General features: G+C 49.9%; 14 protein-coding genes. 10 read left to right on the top strand and 4 right to left on the bottom strand.

Annotated features, from left to right (window positions below):
• Positions 1-5 precede the first annotated feature (5 nt).
• Positions 6-917: an o-succinylbenzoate synthase gene (locus AACT35_RS11875; protein ID WP_099239635.1), complete on the bottom strand. Its 912-nt coding sequence runs from the start codon at positions 915-917 to the stop codon at positions 6-8.
• The gene (locus tag AACT35_RS11870) at positions 918-1,700 is read right to left on the bottom strand and encodes a peroxiredoxin-like family protein (protein WP_099239633.1); all 783 of its coding nucleotides are present in this window, start codon (positions 1,698-1,700) and stop codon (positions 918-920) included.
• Positions 1,701-1,811: 111 nt separating this feature from the next.
• Between AACT35_RS11870 and AACT35_RS11865 the strand changes: the two genes are divergently transcribed.
• A complete protein-coding gene (locus AACT35_RS11865) occupies positions 1,812-5,717 on the top strand; it encodes a PAS domain-containing protein (protein ID WP_099239631.1) in 3,906 nt (1,301 codons plus the stop codon).
• A gap of 18 nt (positions 5,718-5,735) precedes the next feature.
• Here the strand turns inward: AACT35_RS11865 and AACT35_RS11860 are convergent, their stop codons facing one another.
• Positions 5,736-6,536 (bottom strand): hypothetical protein, encoded by an 801-nt coding sequence (locus AACT35_RS11860; protein WP_254048028.1) that lies wholly within the window; start codon positions 6,534-6,536, stop codon positions 5,736-5,738.
• 298 nt (positions 6,537-6,834) lie between these two features.
• Here AACT35_RS11860 and AACT35_RS11855 point away from each other — a divergent pair, with 298 nt between their 5' ends.
• The 5 genes from AACT35_RS11855 (at position 6,835) to AACT35_RS11835 (ending at position 11,301) form a co-directional block, all read left to right on the top strand.
• Entirely contained in the window at positions 6,835-7,731 is an 897-nt protein-coding gene (locus AACT35_RS11855) for a tetratricopeptide repeat protein (RefSeq protein WP_254048027.1), read from the top strand.
• A gap of 54 nt (positions 7,732-7,785) precedes the next feature.
• Positions 7,786-9,822 (top strand): NAD-dependent DNA ligase LigA, encoded by a 2,037-nt coding sequence (gene ligA / locus AACT35_RS11850; RefSeq protein ID WP_099239627.1) that lies wholly within the window; start codon positions 7,786-7,788, stop codon positions 9,820-9,822.
• 192 nt (positions 9,823-10,014) lie between these two features.
• The gene (locus AACT35_RS11845; protein ID WP_012308243.1) at positions 10,015-10,200 is read left to right on the top strand and encodes a PCP reductase family protein; all 186 of its coding nucleotides are present in this window, start codon (positions 10,015-10,017) and stop codon (positions 10,198-10,200) included.
• A 101-nt stretch (positions 10,201-10,301) separates the two neighbouring features.
• Positions 10,302-11,018: an OB-fold-containig protein gene (locus AACT35_RS11840; RefSeq protein WP_099239625.1), complete on the top strand. Its 717-nt coding sequence runs from the start codon at positions 10,302-10,304 to the stop codon at positions 11,016-11,018.
• Positions 11,019-11,082: 64 nt separating this feature from the next.
• Positions 11,083-11,301, top strand: coding sequence for a hypothetical protein (locus AACT35_RS11835; RefSeq protein ID WP_030007410.1), 219 nt, complete (start codon positions 11,083-11,085; stop codon positions 11,299-11,301).
• A gap of 24 nt (positions 11,302-11,325) precedes the next feature.
• Here AACT35_RS11835 and AACT35_RS11830 read toward each other — a convergent pair whose 3' ends face one another.
• The gene (locus AACT35_RS11830; protein ID WP_030007409.1) at positions 11,326-11,670 is read right to left on the bottom strand and encodes a hypothetical protein; all 345 of its coding nucleotides are present in this window, start codon (positions 11,668-11,670) and stop codon (positions 11,326-11,328) included.
• Positions 11,671-11,937: 267 nt separating this feature from the next.
• On the opposite strand from AACT35_RS11830, the gene purB reads away from it, so the two are divergent.
• The 4 genes from purB to AACT35_RS11810 all read left to right on the top strand — a co-directional run bounded on the left by purB (position 11,938) and on the right by AACT35_RS11810 (position 16,197).
• Positions 11,938-13,233 carry an adenylosuccinate lyase gene (purB, locus tag AACT35_RS11825; RefSeq protein ID WP_012308248.1) on the top strand — a complete coding sequence of 432 codons (1,296 nt, stop codon included), beginning with the start codon at positions 11,938-11,940 and terminating at the stop codon, positions 13,231-13,233.
• 231 nt (positions 13,234-13,464) lie between these two features.
• Positions 13,465-14,163 (top strand): EAL domain-containing protein, encoded by a 699-nt coding sequence (locus AACT35_RS11820; RefSeq protein ID WP_232318826.1) that lies wholly within the window; start codon positions 13,465-13,467, stop codon positions 14,161-14,163.
• Positions 14,164-14,342: 179 nt separating this feature from the next.
• Entirely contained in the window at positions 14,343-15,488 is a 1,146-nt protein-coding gene (locus tag AACT35_RS11815; RefSeq protein ID WP_099239623.1) for a CobW family GTP-binding protein, read from the top strand.
• A 175-nt stretch (positions 15,489-15,663) separates the two neighbouring features.
• On the top strand, positions 15,664-16,197 hold the full coding sequence (locus tag AACT35_RS11810) for a tetratricopeptide repeat protein (protein WP_099239621.1): 534 nt from the start codon (positions 15,664-15,666) through the stop codon (positions 16,195-16,197).
• Positions 16,198-16,243 lie beyond the last annotated feature (46 nt).

Below are 16,243 nucleotides of genomic sequence, written 5' to 3'. Positions count from 1 at the left end.
TAACATCAAATCCACTGGGTGCCGCCCATACCCAAGGCTCGTCGGGACTGGACAAAATCCTGAGAAAAATTCAAAAGTGCCCGTTGGCCGACTGCCGTTTCAAAAACAGTAGAGAGTACAAAATTCAGCTTTTTAGTTTGACAGAAATCTTGAAGACGGGACGGAAAGCCGGCGATCGCCAATTTGATCACAAAGACACCGCGCCACCCTTGGCGGTAACAATGTTTTAAAGAAGCGATCTGGGAAACGGACTCATCCAGGGCGATTTGGGTCTGAAATTCTGCGTTTAGCTGTAATAAATCAGAAAAAGACTTGGGAGCTAGGGGTTGCTCGATAAATTCTAGTTTTGCCTGGGCTTCCCCCCAATCTAACCATTGCTTTGCTTGTTCTAGGGTTAAACCGCCATTGGCATCGAGGCGCAACCGACCATCGGCGGGCAAGGTTTCCAGGATCTGCTGGCAGAGGGCGATTTCTGTTGCGGGTGTATCCAGGGCAATTTTCAGTTTAAAGGTGCGAAATCCTTGTTGTAGTAAAGTTTGTAGGTCTTGGAACAGGGTGGGCGATCGCCGGATTAACTGACAGAATTTTATAGGGTGTAGAGGAGCTAAATTTTCGGTACTGGCAAGATTAAGTTGGGCCGTCTCAAAACCGAATTGACAGGCTGGCAGGGCATCGGGCATCGCCGCAATTTGCCCATCAGTAATGTTTTCCCCAAAGGCAGCACAAAAGGCGATCGCCTCCTCAAGGGTTTCTGTCCCAAACCACGGCAAAGGCGCTATTTCCCCCTGGGTAATCTGTCCCACTTCATCCCGGAGCGACAGAATAATGCCCTCCCGCACCGTCCACAAACCATGGTGAGTTTGCAGAGGCGTTTTAAAGGGGCGGCGGTAGGGGGCAAAGCGAAACTGGTAATTCACCTAGGCCACTCGCTGCACCGCAGGCAGGGTTTCCAGGAAGGTCAAAGGCCGACTCATATTCGCCGCAAACCCTAGAATATTTTGGTCGAAGTGTTCATATTGCAGCGTGCCATCGGCAGCAAAGAGGAATGTCGCTCCCCGTTGGGTCATGTACTGGGCATCGGGCACATAGGTAGACCAATTACCGAGGACTTCAGCCATATTTCGCAGGCGCAAAGTTGCCAATTCTAAGGGCCGCTGAAAGCCTTTTCCCCCAGCCGCCGCAAAAAATTCTCCCTTGAGAGCTGGTAAAGGAGCCGCTTTAACGACTTCATCATCGGCAAACAGTTGGGGCGCTTTTTTATCCCCCGTATAACCCCGCAAAACTTCCTTGAGAGTACCTGGGCTGCCAATGCCAGCACACATCAGCATCAGATTTACCCAAGCATTTTGTCCTGCTTTGAGTCCGGGAATTTTCCAGGTTAACCCGCGATATAGGCCCAGTTCCTGATGAATGGTTGCATTGGGATCGATGAATAATTTCTCGGCCGGGAAACCCGTATAGTCACAAAATTTTTGACCAGAACGGCGATCGCCAATGCCCACTGCCACATAATCTACCCCGCGACAGAAATCAGCATCCTTTTGGAGCCACCAAGCATACTCAAGACTGTCAAAATCGCCGAGTTGGGATAGGATCAGCACCATTAGGGGGCGAGTCAAACCGGACGGGATTAATGGTGTCAGTTGACCATCGCTCACCCGCTGCCGTTCTGTGTGTTGAAAAAACTGAAGATAATCCACGGTTATTGGGAAACATTTAGGATAGAGAACAAGGGTTGCTATGGAGCCATAGCCTCGCCTTCGTCAGGATAAACAGATCTCGTTTAAAAATGCTACAGTGCCTGTCGCCCTATGGTTGCTTCTCATTATAGTGTCGCGGTTTTATCAACGGATATTAACGTTTACCAACGGCTGCAAACGCTTTTGGTAGAGGAGCAGGCTGAAGATTTCCAACTGGTTTGGCTTGATTTGACGGCGGCGTCTGCGCTGCAAAGTTTGGGTCACCATGATCTTTATCTCAGTGATGCACCGCTGACTTATTTGGTTGACCATGCCGAGGTGGTGCAACGGTGGCCTTGGATTGGGTTGACCGATGAGGCAGCACTCCAGGATGAAATGCTGCGCCTTGGGGTTTTAGATTGTTTTTTGTGGTCTGAGCTGACGGGGCCGCTTTTGGTACATACGCTGCGGGTTGCCCTACGGATGATATTGGGCCGAACTCAGGGGACACTCTCGGCAGCACCTTTAGGCGATTTCCAGGGCGATCGCCTCCAAACGTTGATTCAAAATATTCCGGGCACGGTGTACCGCTGTTTAAATACGGCGGAATGGCACGGGATCTATTTCAGCGAAACCATTGAGCAATTGCTTGGATATCCTGCGGCTGATTTTTTACCGGGGGGCGATCGCCACTATGCCAGCCTCATCCACCCCAATGATCGGGCCTTTGTGCGCCAAATTATTGAGCGGAAAGTACAGGAGAAAAAACCCTTCGCCCTCGAATACCGCCTCAAACATCGCGATGGCACGGTGAGATGGGTTGATGAACGGGGCCAAGGGGTCTTTGATGACCAGGGAAATCTGCTTTGGCTCGATGGGGTGATCATTGATATTTCCGAGAAAAAGGCGATCGCCTTCGAATTAGACCAACAGGCCATCCACTATTACGAAAAAACGCCGGCAATGTTGCATTCGATGGATGCAACGGGGCAAATCCTTGCGGTCAGTGATCGTTGGTTGCAGGTGCTGGGTTATGAACGGCGGCAAGTCATTGGCTGCAATGTCACTGATTTTCTGACGCCAGTCTCCCGCCATAAAGCAGAACAAGTCCTCCTGCCTACCCTAACCACCCAGGGCTCTGTAGAAGATGATGCCTATCAGTTCATCAAGAAAAATGGCGACATTTTAGAAGTGGAGTTGGCGGCTGTCTGCGAACAAACAAACCATCACTCTCGCCTGTTGGTGGTCTTGACGGATGTGACCGCCCGTAATCACCTGGCCCAACAGGTCAACCGTTATCAAACCCACCTCGAAGATCTCATTGAGCAACGCACCCAAGCCCTCGCCGCGAGTCAAGCCCGCCTTGCCCAAGCCCAGGCGATCGCCCATATTGGCGTTTGGGAATGGGATATCCGCACCGATCAAATCTATTGGTCTCCAGAAACATTTCAGATCTTTGGCTTTGCCCCTGGTGAAATTCAACCCAATGCGGAAACCTTTTTTGAGCGGCTTCACCCCGACGACCGCGATCGCATAAAGGCCAGTATTGAAAGTCTCTTTAGCGGTCAACAACTACCCAGTTCTGCATATCGCATTATTACTCCCGCCGGCGAAGTGCGTTATCTCAAGGATTACCACGAACTGACCCGGGACGAGCAGGGACAACCCATTTTCCTAGGGGGAGCCGTGCAAGACATTACGACAATGCAGCAAACCCTCAATGTCTTGGCCGCCAGTGAAGCCCGTCTACGGGCAATCTTCGACCAAGCCGCCCTGGGGATCGTACAAATTGACCGGACGGATCATTTCTCGCTGGTCAACCAAGCCTTTTGTCAGATCTGTGGCTACAGTGAAGCGGAATTGCAGCAACTCACTTGCCAAGAACTCACCCATCCAGAAGATATCCAAATCTGCCGTGAAGCACGGGCTAAACTCGATTGCCGCCAAGCTGCCAGTGCTGTTTTAGAAAAACGTTATCGTCACCGCCAGGGCCATTTTATTTGGGTCAAGGTGATCTGCTCCTATATCTATGACAACCAAGGCCAACCAGAATATCTTTTGACCATTATCGAAGACATTACTGAATATAAACAGGCGGAGATCGCCCTGGCCGAGAGCCAAACTCGCTATCAAAAAATGGTTGATGGGATTCCAGCGATCATCTACCAATATTCGCCCCAACGGGGTGGTTTGTTTTATTCTTCTCAGGTGGAGCAGATCCTTGGCTATGAAGTGCAACGTTTGCTAGATGAACCAGAACTCTGGCACCGGTCGATCCACCCAGAAGATGTCGTCGATGTCGATCAAGTCCTCCAAACCTTACACACCGGGAAAAACTTTGAGCTGGAATATCGGATCCGGGATGCTACTGGAAATTGGCACTGGTTCTACGACTGCTCCTTTAATATCCATGCGGTCGATAGTGGCGATCTAGTTATTGATGGTTTTGCCCTAGATATTACGGAGCGAAAAAACTTTGATGAGGTGCTCCGCCATCGCCTCAAGCTCGAAACCATGCTGGCTGAGATGTCCCATCTGATGGTCGTTGAAGCGGAGCTGAATTTAGAGAAAGTTTTAGCGTTACTGGGGCGTACTTTCCAGGCAGACCGCGTTTCGGTGATGATCAGCCAAATGGAGGCCAACTCTGTCGAGCGCCTTGTGAGTTGGCACGCTGGCCCTCACCTCGACCTCGACGAAAACTTTAACACCATCGATCTCAGTGCCTATCCTTGGTGGTTAGACCATTGGCAGCAACAAAAAGTCATTCTCTTTGATCGCCAACATCCCCTCCCGGAAACGGCAAAACCGGAACAGACATTGGTCGCTTACTTAGATCTTAAGGCGGTATTGTGGGTGCCGATTCAGGATGCGACCGGGCAACCCTGGGGTTACATTGCTTGCTCTTCGACAGCGGTAGATCATCTGCTGTGGTCAAAGGAAGATGCGGATATTTTGGCGATCGCCGGGAACTTAATCTACAACTATTACCAGCGGCAGCAGGCCAATAAGCAACTCGAACTGGCGAAGGAATTGGCGGAGGCTGCGAACCATGCCAAAAATCAGTTCCTCACAAGCATGAGCCACGAACTAAGAACCCCCCTAAATGCGGTCTTAGGCTTTACCCAAATTATGGAGCGATCGCCAGACCTCTCGACGGATCACCAGGAATACCTCAGTATCATTCATCGGTCGGGGAAGCATCTCCTTGCGTTGCTCAACGATATTCTCAACTTGGCGAAATTTGAAAAGGGCACCCTACAACTAAACCCCAACCTGTTTAATCTCCATGATCTCCTGGATGATCTCGCCCAAATGTACGCCCTCGAAATCCAGCACAAAAATATCCAGCTTGATATCCATTGGGACGAACAGGTGCCCCGCTATATCAACGCCGACCAAGCAAAACTCCACTCCGTGCTGCTCCATCTTTTGAATAACGCCCTCAAATTTACCGACAGTGGCTGCGTTCAACTGATGGTCAAAACCCTGGCGCAAAATCCCCTCCGTCTCCGGTTTAGCGTCACGGATACAGGGATTGGCATTGCCGAAACAGATTTCACCAGACTCTTTGATAATTTTGTGAAACTAGAAGCGGGCGATTGCATGGGTCAAGGCAGTGGTTTGGGCTTGGCTCTCAGCCAAAAATTTGTCAACCTCATGGGCGGTGAAATCGTCGTCAGTAGCCAGCCGGGAGTCGGTTCGTGCTTTTCCTTTGAGCTCACGGGGGCGACCCCGGCCAACCCGATGCACCTGGCCCTCTATCCTCCCCAAGCACGGGATGAACAACTCCCAGCCTTAACACCAGAGGCCTTACAAAAATTTCCCCCTGAATGGTTAACTGCCTTTCACCAAGCCGCCCTTGCGGCCCGGGCCCAACACCTCAAATCCCTCATCGATCAACTGCCGCCCCAGGCAACGGCGATCGCCCGGGCCCTAGAAATCCTAGTGCAAAAATTCGCCTTTGATACTCTAGCCAAACTCAGCCAACAAAGAACCCCCAATGACTTTTCTTCATCAAAGGGGGAAACTGGAAGTTAGCCTAAAAACGACCGTGATTTAGCCCTCACTATCCTTTGGTTTGGGTCGGGGCACCGGTCTCGCTCTAGCAGTTGCCCCATGGCTGTCACTGGTATGATGATCGGCGACGGGTCTGGGTTTGCTTTTGTCGCGGTTAAAGGGTTTTCCGCCTGGCTTGGGGCCTTTGCGACGACTGCTGATATAGCCAATATCTTCGCAGGTTTGAATCATCAGCATATTATCGAGGAGCTTCGCCTGGAGATCGTAGAAATGGTTAACGGGGCGATCCGGCAGAGCACCGATCAGTTGAATCTTGAAAAACTTGGGCTTGTCCCCTTGCTTCTTCGGGGATTGGCGAATTTTAACGATGACTTTTTTGGATTCGGCATCATAGAAAACCACCTGGCCGCGAATGGAAAAATAGCCGTCTTCGACTTGGTCACTGGTGGGAATAGACTCCGTGAGGGCCTCTGGATCATCAAGGTTTTCGGGCTCCCAAATGCCGAGAATCTGGAGGTGGAGATGGTTATCATCCTGGCGGGTGCGGGGATAGACGACCCAAACGTGCTCTTGGTTGAGGTCAATGTGATTTTTGATCAGGCTAATCACACGACCTAATAAAACGGCTTCGATAGTGCCATCTGCTGTGGCGATCGCCCCCTTACTAATTTGCTCTGGATCTTCGGGGGTATATTTGCCGCGCACAATGCCAATGGCCCGATATTGACGGGGATGGCTCGCGGGGGGAATGGGATGTTGCCGTAGTTTTTGGGAGGTCGTCTGGTCCTCATGGGGATTCGGCGCTGGTGGAGACGATAGATGATGGTTAGATTCAGACACGGGCTTATCCAATGCTTTCTAGGTGGGCTAACAAAAAATACAGATCGTTTTCGATACCAGATAGTCAACTATCAGACATCAACATCATCGGTAGGCGATCGCCATCACGATAAAAATTAGCATTCTGCCTTCGATCATATAGGACGGACGAAGACGTTTAGCGCCTGCCTATTGTACTCAATGGGGTGTCAGAGGTGATAAATCAGTAAAATTTAGATAAAATTTTGCCAACCTTCTGACTTTTTCGGTCTTTTAGGTCTGGTTTTTATCCCTCTAGTTTTCCCCACTATCTATAGCCATGGCGAGTCACATCATCGAAAAATACTATCGTCCCCGTCCCTGGGTCTATGGTCTTTCTGGGCTTCTATTTCTGTTGGCTGGGGGACTTTTGGTGATGCCCCGCTTCGACCAGTGGATGTTGGCCCGGCAGACGGCAGCGGCGGCAAAGGTGCAACCCGAAACAACTCCTGATCCGGCGATCGCCCTCCTCGAAAAAGACCAACAAAGTTATGAAATCTGGTTAGAAAAAGAACCCAATAACGAAAAAGCGCTGCGGGGTCTCTTGGATACCAGCCTCAAGCTTAATGATTTAGAAAAAACGGCCACTGCCCTCGATGGTCTGGCGCAAATCCACAGTGATAATCCCGATTACCTCGTCCTGCTGGGCCAGGTGGAACAGGAGGCCAAGGATTACGAAGGAGCGGCGGCCACTTACAAAAAAGTGCTGTTGACAGATCCGACCCACATCAACGCTCTCCAGGGCATGGTGGATCTGCTCCTGGTACAAAATCGGCCAGAGGGGGCAATTGAACTGCTCCAAACCACCCTCAAGGACATGGGGCAATTAACAGAAGACGAAACCATTGACATTGATCCAGAAAAAGTGACATCTATCCAACTGATGCTGGGGCAAATTTACGTCGCCCAAAAACGCTTCGGGGAGGCGATCGCCATCTATGACCAAGCCGCCACGGTGAATAAAACAGACTTTCGGCCAGTCCTCGCCAAGGCCATGGTCTTAAAAAATCAAGGGAATGAAGCCGCCGCGAAACCCTTTTTCATGACCGCGATCAACCTCGCCCCCGCCACCTACAAAGACCAAATTAAGGAAATGGCCGTACTCAGTGCCGCAGATCTCAAGGCCCTCGAAGCCGTCCCCACCGAAACCGACCCAGAAGCAGAGGCAACGGAATAATTTCCCTGGGGCGATCGCCTATAATGGCGGCTTGAAAATCTTTCCCCCAAACCCATGTCCGACGCCCCCCAAACCCGCCTGGCCCAACTGCGATCGCAACTGCAAAAAGCGTCCTATGCTTACTATGTCCTCGATGCGCCGTTCATGGAGGATGCTGTCTATGATCAGCTCTATCGGGAACTGGTGGCCCTGGAAACAGAATATCCCGAACTCATTACCCCCGACAGTCCTAGCCAACGGATCGGCGACCAGCCCGCCACCCAATTCACCAGCGTCAAACATAATATTCCCCTCTACAGTCTGGAAAATGCCTTTGACTTTGGGGAACTGACCCAGTGGGAACAACGGTGGCAGCGGGCGTTGGCCGGAGAAATCTCCAGCGATTCCGGTTATGTGTGCGAACTCAAAATCGATGGCTCGGCGATCGCCTTAACCTACGAAAACGGGATTTTAGTGCGCGGAGCCACCAGGGGCGACGGTGTGACAGGCGAAGAAATCACCCAAAATCTGCGTACCATTCGCACCATTCCCTTGCGTTTAAACCTCGATAATCCGCCCTCTTTAGTGGAGGTGCGGGGGGAAGCCTTTTTACCCCTAGAGACCTTTGAAAAGATTAACCAAGAGCGGGAAAAAGCGGGCGAAAATCTATTTGCTAACCCGCGAAATGCCGCCGCTGGTACCCTACGACAACTCGATTCCCGGATTGTTGCGGCCCGGAAGTTAGACTTTTTTGCCTACACCCTCCACCTCCCAGAATCGCATAATTCCCCTCAGTTAAATAGCCAATGGGAGGCCCTCGAATTTTTAAAAAAAATGGGGTTTCGGGTCAATCCAAACCGTGAGCTTTGCCCTAATTTAACTGCCGTAAAAAATTATTTTGAAAAATGGGATGAAGGCCGCAAAAAACTCCCTTACCTGACCGATGGAGTTGTCGTTAAACTCAATGACTTTTCCCTCCAGGCTGAGTTGGGCTTCACCCAAAAATTTCCCCGCTGGGCGATCGCCTTGAAATATGCCGCCGAGGAAGCCCCCACCACCGTCAAAGATATTATCGTCAACGTGGGCAGAACAGGCGCTGTCACTCCCATGGCCGTCATGGAACCGGTGCAATTAGCCGGAACAACGGTACAACGGGCCACCCTCCACAACGAAGACCGCATTAAAGAATTAGATCTTAGAATCGGTGATACGGTCGTCATTCGCAAAGCAGGGGAAATTATCCCGGAAGTTTTGCGAGTTTTAGTTGATTTACGCCCAGAAGCTACTATTCCTTACGAATTTCCAAGTCATTGTCCCGAATGCAACTCAGCCCTGGTACGCCCCTCTGGAGAAGCCGTCGCCCGTTGTGTGAATAGTTCTTGTCCGGCAATTTTGCGGGGTTCCCTCGTCCATTGGGCTGGCCGCGACGCCCTCGATATCCAGGGTTTAGGCGAAAAAAATGTGATTCTTTTGATTGAGCATGGTCTAGTGCAATCCATCGCCGACATTTATGACCTAACCAGCGAACAGTTGCAGTCTCTCCCCCGTATGGGGCAAAAGTCAGCGGCAAATTTAATCCAGGCGATCGCCCACTCAAAAGCTCAAGACTATGCCCGTGTTTTGTATGGTCTGGGGATTCGCTTTGTGGGGAAAGTCAATGCAGAAATTTTGGCGCAAAACTTCCCAACTTTAGACCAACTCCAAAAAGCCAGCTTCGCCCAATTACAGGGGGTTTATGGCATTGGCGAAGAAATTGCCCAGTCCGTCGTCGATTGGTTCCGGGTAGATGCTAATCAACAATTGATCGAAAAGCTGCAACAAGCGGGCTTGACCTTTGCCCAAACCCAGACGGCCCAAACCCAGACCAATCGTCAGATTTCCGGTAAAACCTTTGTGATCACAGGGACATTACCGACCCTCAAACGCACTGAAGCTGCCGAAAAAATCAAAGCAGCCGGCGGCAAAGTCACGAGTTCTGTCAGCAAAAATACTGACTATCTTGTGGCAGGCGAAAATGCCGGATCTAAACTAGACAAAGCCCGACAATTGGGGATTCAAGAACTGAATGAAAACCAGCTTTTAGAGTTGTTGGTATGGAAAAAATCTTTTTAATATGACGCAATCTCAACCGCCAATTGCCGCCCTGGCGCTCCGTTAGAGAATCGATGGCAAGTGACTTGGGATTTGCCTTAGAGATAAAAACATTTGCACTAAAAAAATATCAAGAAATTTAACGAAACCGCGCTTTTAACCCCCGGAAATCCTTGCTATGATTCAGAAAACTCCCCCTAAGGTACTGAAACGATGACTTATCCTAATTTTCCTGACGAAATCCCCTGGACGGAAGAAGCGAAAACCAAATACAAAAATATTCCTTTTTATGCCCGTTCCCAGGCGCGACAAACCATCGAAGAACTTGCCCGTGAAGAAGAAGTCGAAGAAATTACGGCGGAACTGGTGATGCGCGCGCAACAAAAATTTGGAAAATAAGTCTAGAGCTAGATTATGGTGGTGGCGATCGCCAAAAAAATTCCTAGATTTGGGGGGCGACCCGTGCAAATTTTTTACTCTGTCCCGGATATGGTGCGTCCATGATTTTTGATGCGTCAAACTTAGGCTACTGGGTGCTCCTGGGGAGTGGCATCCTGTTGTATTTGTTTGTCATTTTCTCTGGGGGTGGGGACGATGATCTCGATATGGAAGCCGATTTTGATGCAGACATCGACGCCGATATGGACTTAGATGCCGACGTTGATGGTGATCTCGATGGGGATACCGAGGTTGAGGGTGAAGGGTTTGGTCTCTGGTCGGTGTTGTCTTGGTTTGGTTTCGGGCAAGCGCCGTTGATGTTGCTGCTGGCCACAGATTTGAGTCTATGGGGTCTGTTGGGGTGGATGTTCAACGTGGGCCTGGGGACACCGACGGGATTTTTAGGAATTGTGGTCTTTTTTGGGAGTGGGGCGATCGCCTTCTGGATCGGGAAACTGTTGGCTTACCCCCTGGGGAAAGTGTTTGCCGCCTTTGGGGAAGATGTCAGCAGCGATCGCCTGATTGGGTGCCTGGGGGTGGTCTCTTCTAAAACTCTCCCCCATTACGTCGCTGGCAAAATTGGCCAGGCGGATGTGTACGATTCGGCTCGGAACCTGATGACTGTCCCGGTGAGTTTACCCCACTGGGCCGAGGTGATTCCCCGACGGGGCGACAAAATTTTGATCGTTGATCGCACCGAACATAGTTATCTGGCGATCGCCAAAGATAGTTCCGACGAAGACCGCTGGCTCGCTGAAGTGAAACAGCTTCCCCAATAATCTTTTCCCCTTTTGCCCTAGGATAAGGCCAGGCTAAATCGCACCTTGTGGAGAGTGAGCACCGATGCCGATCGAAATTATTGTGATCGTCGCCGCTTTGATTATTTCTTGGTTAGTTTTTACCGCGTTTATCAAAATCGTGAAAACCAGCGTGCAAACCGCTGTGACCATTGCGGCCATTGTGCTGGTGTTGCAACTGGTCTTCGGGATTCAGTCGGGGCAGGTGATTACACAGATTATTGAACTCCCCCGCATCATCTGGGACTTTTTCAATAACCGTTAAGGCATAGACATTAAAGACCTTTGGCTAACGGTACTGTTCAATTAAATCCGCCAGACGGTCGAGTACCTGCTTAATTTGCGCATCGGTTTTATGCTCTAGGCCCATGGCCACCATCAATAGGCCCATTTCCACTGCATCATTTAGGCTCAAGGCTAGATCAACGGCTTCGGTAGCTTCGAGGACATCATGGAATTTTTCTGGGTGATCAACGCTTAGGTCAATGTAGATAGCAGCAGGGTTTTTGCGGGGATCGTCTCGTTTTTCTTCCACGCGAGAGATGCGATTGGCCCGTGCCGTCACGCTGGTCACATTACTGGTGAGGGTGATGTCGCCCGTGGTGATTTCTGTGGTGAATAGTTTGTTTGTCATGGTACAAACTCCTGCGGCGATCGCCAACGATAATTTAGAACAACATCGGCTACTTTTAGCTTAACTCCCTCCTTTGGGGGCAGGCCAGAAACTGTACATATCTTGAGCTTGATGGCGCTTTATGGTCTAAACCGAACTTTAGGGCAATGCCGACGAGAGACTTCTGTCCCAAAGGCGATCGCCTCCCCCGTAAACCCCCGTAAAAACATTGCCAAAATTTGAACAACCCCTTGTAAAATAGCTAGGTTGTATTCTGCGGCACATCTCGTGATTGAACGTTATACCCTCCCCGAAATGGGGAATCTCTGGACAAATGAAGCAAAACTCAAGGCCTGGCTGAAAGTCGAAGTTGCCGTCTGTGAAGCGCAAGCAGAGTTAGGGTATATTCCCACAGAAGCTGTAGAAGAAATCAAAGCCAAAGCCCAGTTCGACGAAGCGCGGGTTTTAGAAATTGAGAAAGAAGTGCGCCATGATGTGATCGCCTTTCTCACCAACGTCAATGAATATGTCGGCGATGCGGGACGCTATATTCACCTCGGCATGACCAGTTCCGATGTTCTGGATACGGCCCTCGCCCTACAGATGGTGGATAGTCTTGATCTGATCCTGACCTGTGTCGAAGAACTGATCCAAGCGATTCGCTACCAAGCCCAACAACACCGCTACACCGTCATGGTAGGTCGTTCCCACGGCATCCACGCCGAACCGATGACCTTTGGGTTTAAGCTGGCGGGTTGGCTCGCAGAAATGCTCCGGAACCGCGATCGCCTAGTCGCTGTGCGCAAAGAAATTGCCGTGGGACAAATCTCTGGCGCTGTGGGAACCTATGCGAACATTGAACCCCGCGTTGAAGCTTTAGCTTGTCAAAAACTCGGCCTGGATCCCGATACTGCTTCGACCCAGGTGATTTCCCGCGATCGCCACGCCAACTACATGAACCAACTGGCTGTGTTAGCCGCCAGCATCGAACGCTTTGCCGTGGAAATTCGTAACCTCCAACGCACCGATGTATTAGAGGTCGAAGAATATTTTTCCAAGGGTCAAAAAGGCTCTTCGGCGATGCCCCACAAACGCAACCCGATCCGTTCTGAACGTTTAACCGGGATGGCACGCTTGGTGCGGGGGAATGCGATGGCCGCCCTCGAAAACGTTGCCCTCTGGCATGAGCGGGACATTTCCCACAGTTCCGTCGAGCGGGTCGCCGTGCCCGATAGCTGCATCCTCGTGCATTTTATGCTGCGGGAAACCATTAGCCTCGTGAAGAATCTTTTGGTGTATCCAGAGAACATGAAACGTAACATGAACGTCTATGGCGGCGTGATTTTCAGTCAGCGGGTACTGCTGGCCCTCGTCGAGAAAGGCTTGACCCGTGAGGATGCCTACCGCCTTGTGCAAGGTTGCGCCCACACCGCCTGGAACACTGAAGGCGGGAACTTCCGCGCCAACGTCGAGCAAGATGCGGAAATCACCCAACACCTCTCTGGTGAGGAGATTGCAGCCTGCTTTGACCCACAATTCCAACTGCGTCACCTCGATCAGGTCTACCAACGCCTCGGTATCTAAACCTTTCGTTTAACCGACGTCAATTTGGCAATCGCCTTTTTTGAACTAAGATCCAAGAGAGGCGATTTTTTATGGATAAATATTGATCTTCATGGAAACAAACCCTAACCGCTGAATATGTTGATGTTCAATATTGATCATCGCCAAGATAGTTAAGAGACCCTATAAATTAGGTGCACCATGGAATGTAGAGAATGCACGAATCGAAATAAACTCGATTTTGAATTCACAATGGCCTTTCAACCCATTGTCAACCTAGAAACCCAAACAATTTTTGCCCATGAAGCCCTGGTGCGGGGTTTAAATAATGAGTCAGCCCAAGCAATTTTTCAACACATTAACGACAGTAACCGCTACTTATTTGACCAGTCCTGTCGCACCACAGCGATTCGTCTTGCCGCAGAACTGCATATTCCCTGTTTTTTGAGTATTAATTTCTTACCCAATGCCGTTTATGAACCAGAACGCTGCATTCGCACAACCCTAGAAGCGGCGGAAACCTATGGATTTCCCATTGAGCAAATTATTTTTGAGATTACCGAAAGTGAACAAATCACAGATTTAGTCCACCTCCGAAAAATCGTTGAATATTATCGAGCCCGTGGTTTTAAAACAGCCATTGATGATTTTGGGGCAGGCTATGCTGGGTTAAATCTTCTATCAGAAATTCAGACTGATTTGATCAAGCTTGACATGGCCTTAATTCGCGGCATTGACCAAGATAAAGTGCGGCAAGCGATCGTCAAAGGTGTACTACAAGTTGCCGGGGAACTCTCTAGTCTGGTTATTGCCGAAGGCATTGAAACCCAAGCAGAATTAACCACCCTCCAAGGGCTAGGCATTAACCTTTTCCAAGGCTTTTATTTTGCTAAACCCACATTTCAATCCCTGGCCCAAATTCCGCCAGACAGGTTTGTTAATGTCGCTTAATTTTGGCGATCGCCATGGTCAATATCGCCCTTCTCCTCTGACGCATTTTTTCCAAGTTGACCGTGGCCTTCACCTCTGCGCATTTCTAACTTTTCCCGAAGCATCGCCCCGACTCTAGACGCCAAAAATACTGTGTAAGATAAGAAGAAGTTGTTTTCTAATTGAAAGTGAAAAATATTATGCCCACAGTCAGTAGCCAAGCCCCAGGTGCCGATACCTTAGATGCCAGTAAAAGTGGCCTTCCCGTAACGATTATCACCGGATTTCTCGGCAGCGGCAAAACGACACTACTAAACCACATCCTCAGCAACCAAGAGGGACTTAAAACTGCTGTCCTCGTGAACGAATTTGGGGAAATCGGCATTGATAATGAGCTAATTGTCACCACCGAAGACAACATGGTGGAACTCAGCAACGGCTGTGTCTGCTGCACCATCAACGAAGATCTGGTGAATGCGGTGCATAAAATCCTTGATCGGGGTGACAAAATTGATTATCTCGTCGTTGAAACAACGGGACTGGCAGATCCATTACCTGTGGCCTTGACCTTCCTGGGGACAGAGTTACGAGACCTAACCCGCCTAGATTCCATTGTGACCATGGTGGATTGTGCCAATTTTAGTTTGGATTTATTTAATAGTGAAGCGGCCTACAGCCAAATCGCCTACGGTGACATCATCGTGTTGAATAAAACAGATTTAGTTGAGGAGTCAGACGTTGACGCCCTAGAAGTCAGAATCCGCGACATTAAAGAAGGGGCTAGACTCCTGCGCACCCAAAAGTCTGAAGTGCCCTTGCCGTTGCTACTCAGTGTGGGCCTGTTTGAGTCGGATAAGTATTTTGATGCGGCAGATACCCATGTACATCACCACCACAGCCACGATCACCACGACCACGACCATGGGCATAACCATGACCACCACGATCATGACCATGTTTGCACCCCAGAGTGCGACCATGACCACGACCACGAACACCATCATCACCACTCAAACCATTTAGAAAACGATGGGTTTACGTCTATTTCCTTCCAAAGTGACAAACCCTTTGCGATCCGTAAGTTTCAATATTTCCTAGATAATCAGTTACCCGTGAATGTCTTCCGGGCGAAGGGAATTCTGTGGTTTGAGGAAAGCCCGCTGCGCCATGTGTTTCACCTGAGTGGAAAGCGGTTTACGATCGATGATTCGGAATGGAAACCTGGGGAAACGAAAAAAAATCAGTTAGTCTTGATCGGCCAAGATTTAGATGAGGCAACGTTGCGACAACAGATAGAAAACTGTTTCTGCATGCCCTCCAAAAATCGTGGTCAGGGTTTTTCATAATATCATTTCATTTTTCAACGGCATTAACCGCTGAACGGCCAATCTACACAACGCCTGGGGTAAGGAAAGTCAATTTCTTTACCTCTTTTTCGTCTCGGCAAGATGATCGAGATTTACCGCTAAGATGGAAGGACTTTGGTTTTTTAAGCGCGCTATTTTTTGGGTTTAATTTTTTATGCGATCGCCCGCTCCTTCCCGGACTGTAACCTTCCCCTTTTGGCTGACCCTCTGCTTACTCTTAAGTTTAGGCACTGTAGGGGTTTTAGGGACAGTGCCAGCCTTTGGTCAGGGGCGCAAACAAAACGCCGAACAAAAATTACTCCAGCGTAAAGATGCGGATCGTCATTTTGAACTTGCTCGCCAGGCCCACAGCGAAGGCAACCTAGAAACAGCACTGTTTCACTGGCACCGGGCCGAGGCGATTTATCGACAGTTTCGCACTTGGGATCAACTGAATTTAACCCTCACAGCCTTAGCTGATACCTATTTGACTCAGGATAATCTCCAGGCAGCAGAAACCGTCCTGCGGCAACAACTCCATCTGGCCCGCGATCGCCAGGACGTACAGACCCAAGTTACGGTGCTCAATCAACTCGGCTATCTCCTTGAAAAACAGGCCCAACCCCAGGTTGCGGCGGCTATTTTTGCCGATGCCCAGGCGATCTCCGCTGGATCGACCACAGGCAAAATTGGGCTCACCATAGATTAATTTCAGACAAAAAAAGCGGCTAGCCATAGATTCTAGCCACTACATC

Source organism: Synechococcus sp. BDU 130192 (genome assembly GCF_963876085.1).
Lineage (GTDB): Bacteria > Cyanobacteriota > Cyanobacteriia > Cyanobacteriales > MRBY01 > MRBY01.
The sequence above is the reverse complement of the archived record's forward strand: the minus strand, read 5'-3'. Positions and strand labels throughout refer to the sequence as shown.

Bases quoted from the DNA above. Each gene is read 5' to 3' on its own strand.
- AACT35_RS11865 (WP_099239631.1), top strand. From the start codon at position 1,812: ATGGTTGCTTCTCATTATAGTGTCGCGGTTTTATCAACGGATATTAAC.
- AACT35_RS11855 (WP_254048027.1), top strand. From the start codon at position 6,835: ATGGCGAGTCACATCATCGAAAAATACTATCGTCCCCGTCCCTGGGTC.
- AACT35_RS11815 (WP_099239623.1), top strand. From the start codon at position 14,343: ATGCCCACAGTCAGTAGCCAAGCCCCAGGTGCCGATACCTTAGATGCC.
- AACT35_RS11810 (WP_099239621.1), top strand. From the start codon at position 15,664: ATGCGATCGCCCGCTCCTTCCCGGACTGTAACCTTCCCCTTTTGGCTG.
- AACT35_RS11820 (WP_232318826.1), top strand. From the start codon at position 13,465: ATGGCCTTTCAACCCATTGTCAACCTAGAAACCCAAACAATTTTTGCC.
- ligA (WP_099239627.1), top strand. From the start codon at position 7,786: ATGTCCGACGCCCCCCAAACCCGCCTGGCCCAACTGCGATCGCAACTG.
- AACT35_RS11840 (WP_099239625.1), top strand. From the start codon at position 10,302: ATGATTTTTGATGCGTCAAACTTAGGCTACTGGGTGCTCCTGGGGAGT.
- AACT35_RS11835 (WP_030007410.1), top strand. From the start codon at position 11,083: ATGCCGATCGAAATTATTGTGATCGTCGCCGCTTTGATTATTTCTTGG.
- AACT35_RS11845 (WP_012308243.1), top strand. From the start codon at position 10,015: ATGACTTATCCTAATTTTCCTGACGAAATCCCCTGGACGGAAGAAGCG.
- AACT35_RS11830 (WP_030007409.1), bottom strand. From the start codon at position 11,670: ATGACAAACAAACTATTCACCACAGAAATCACCACGGGCGACATCACC.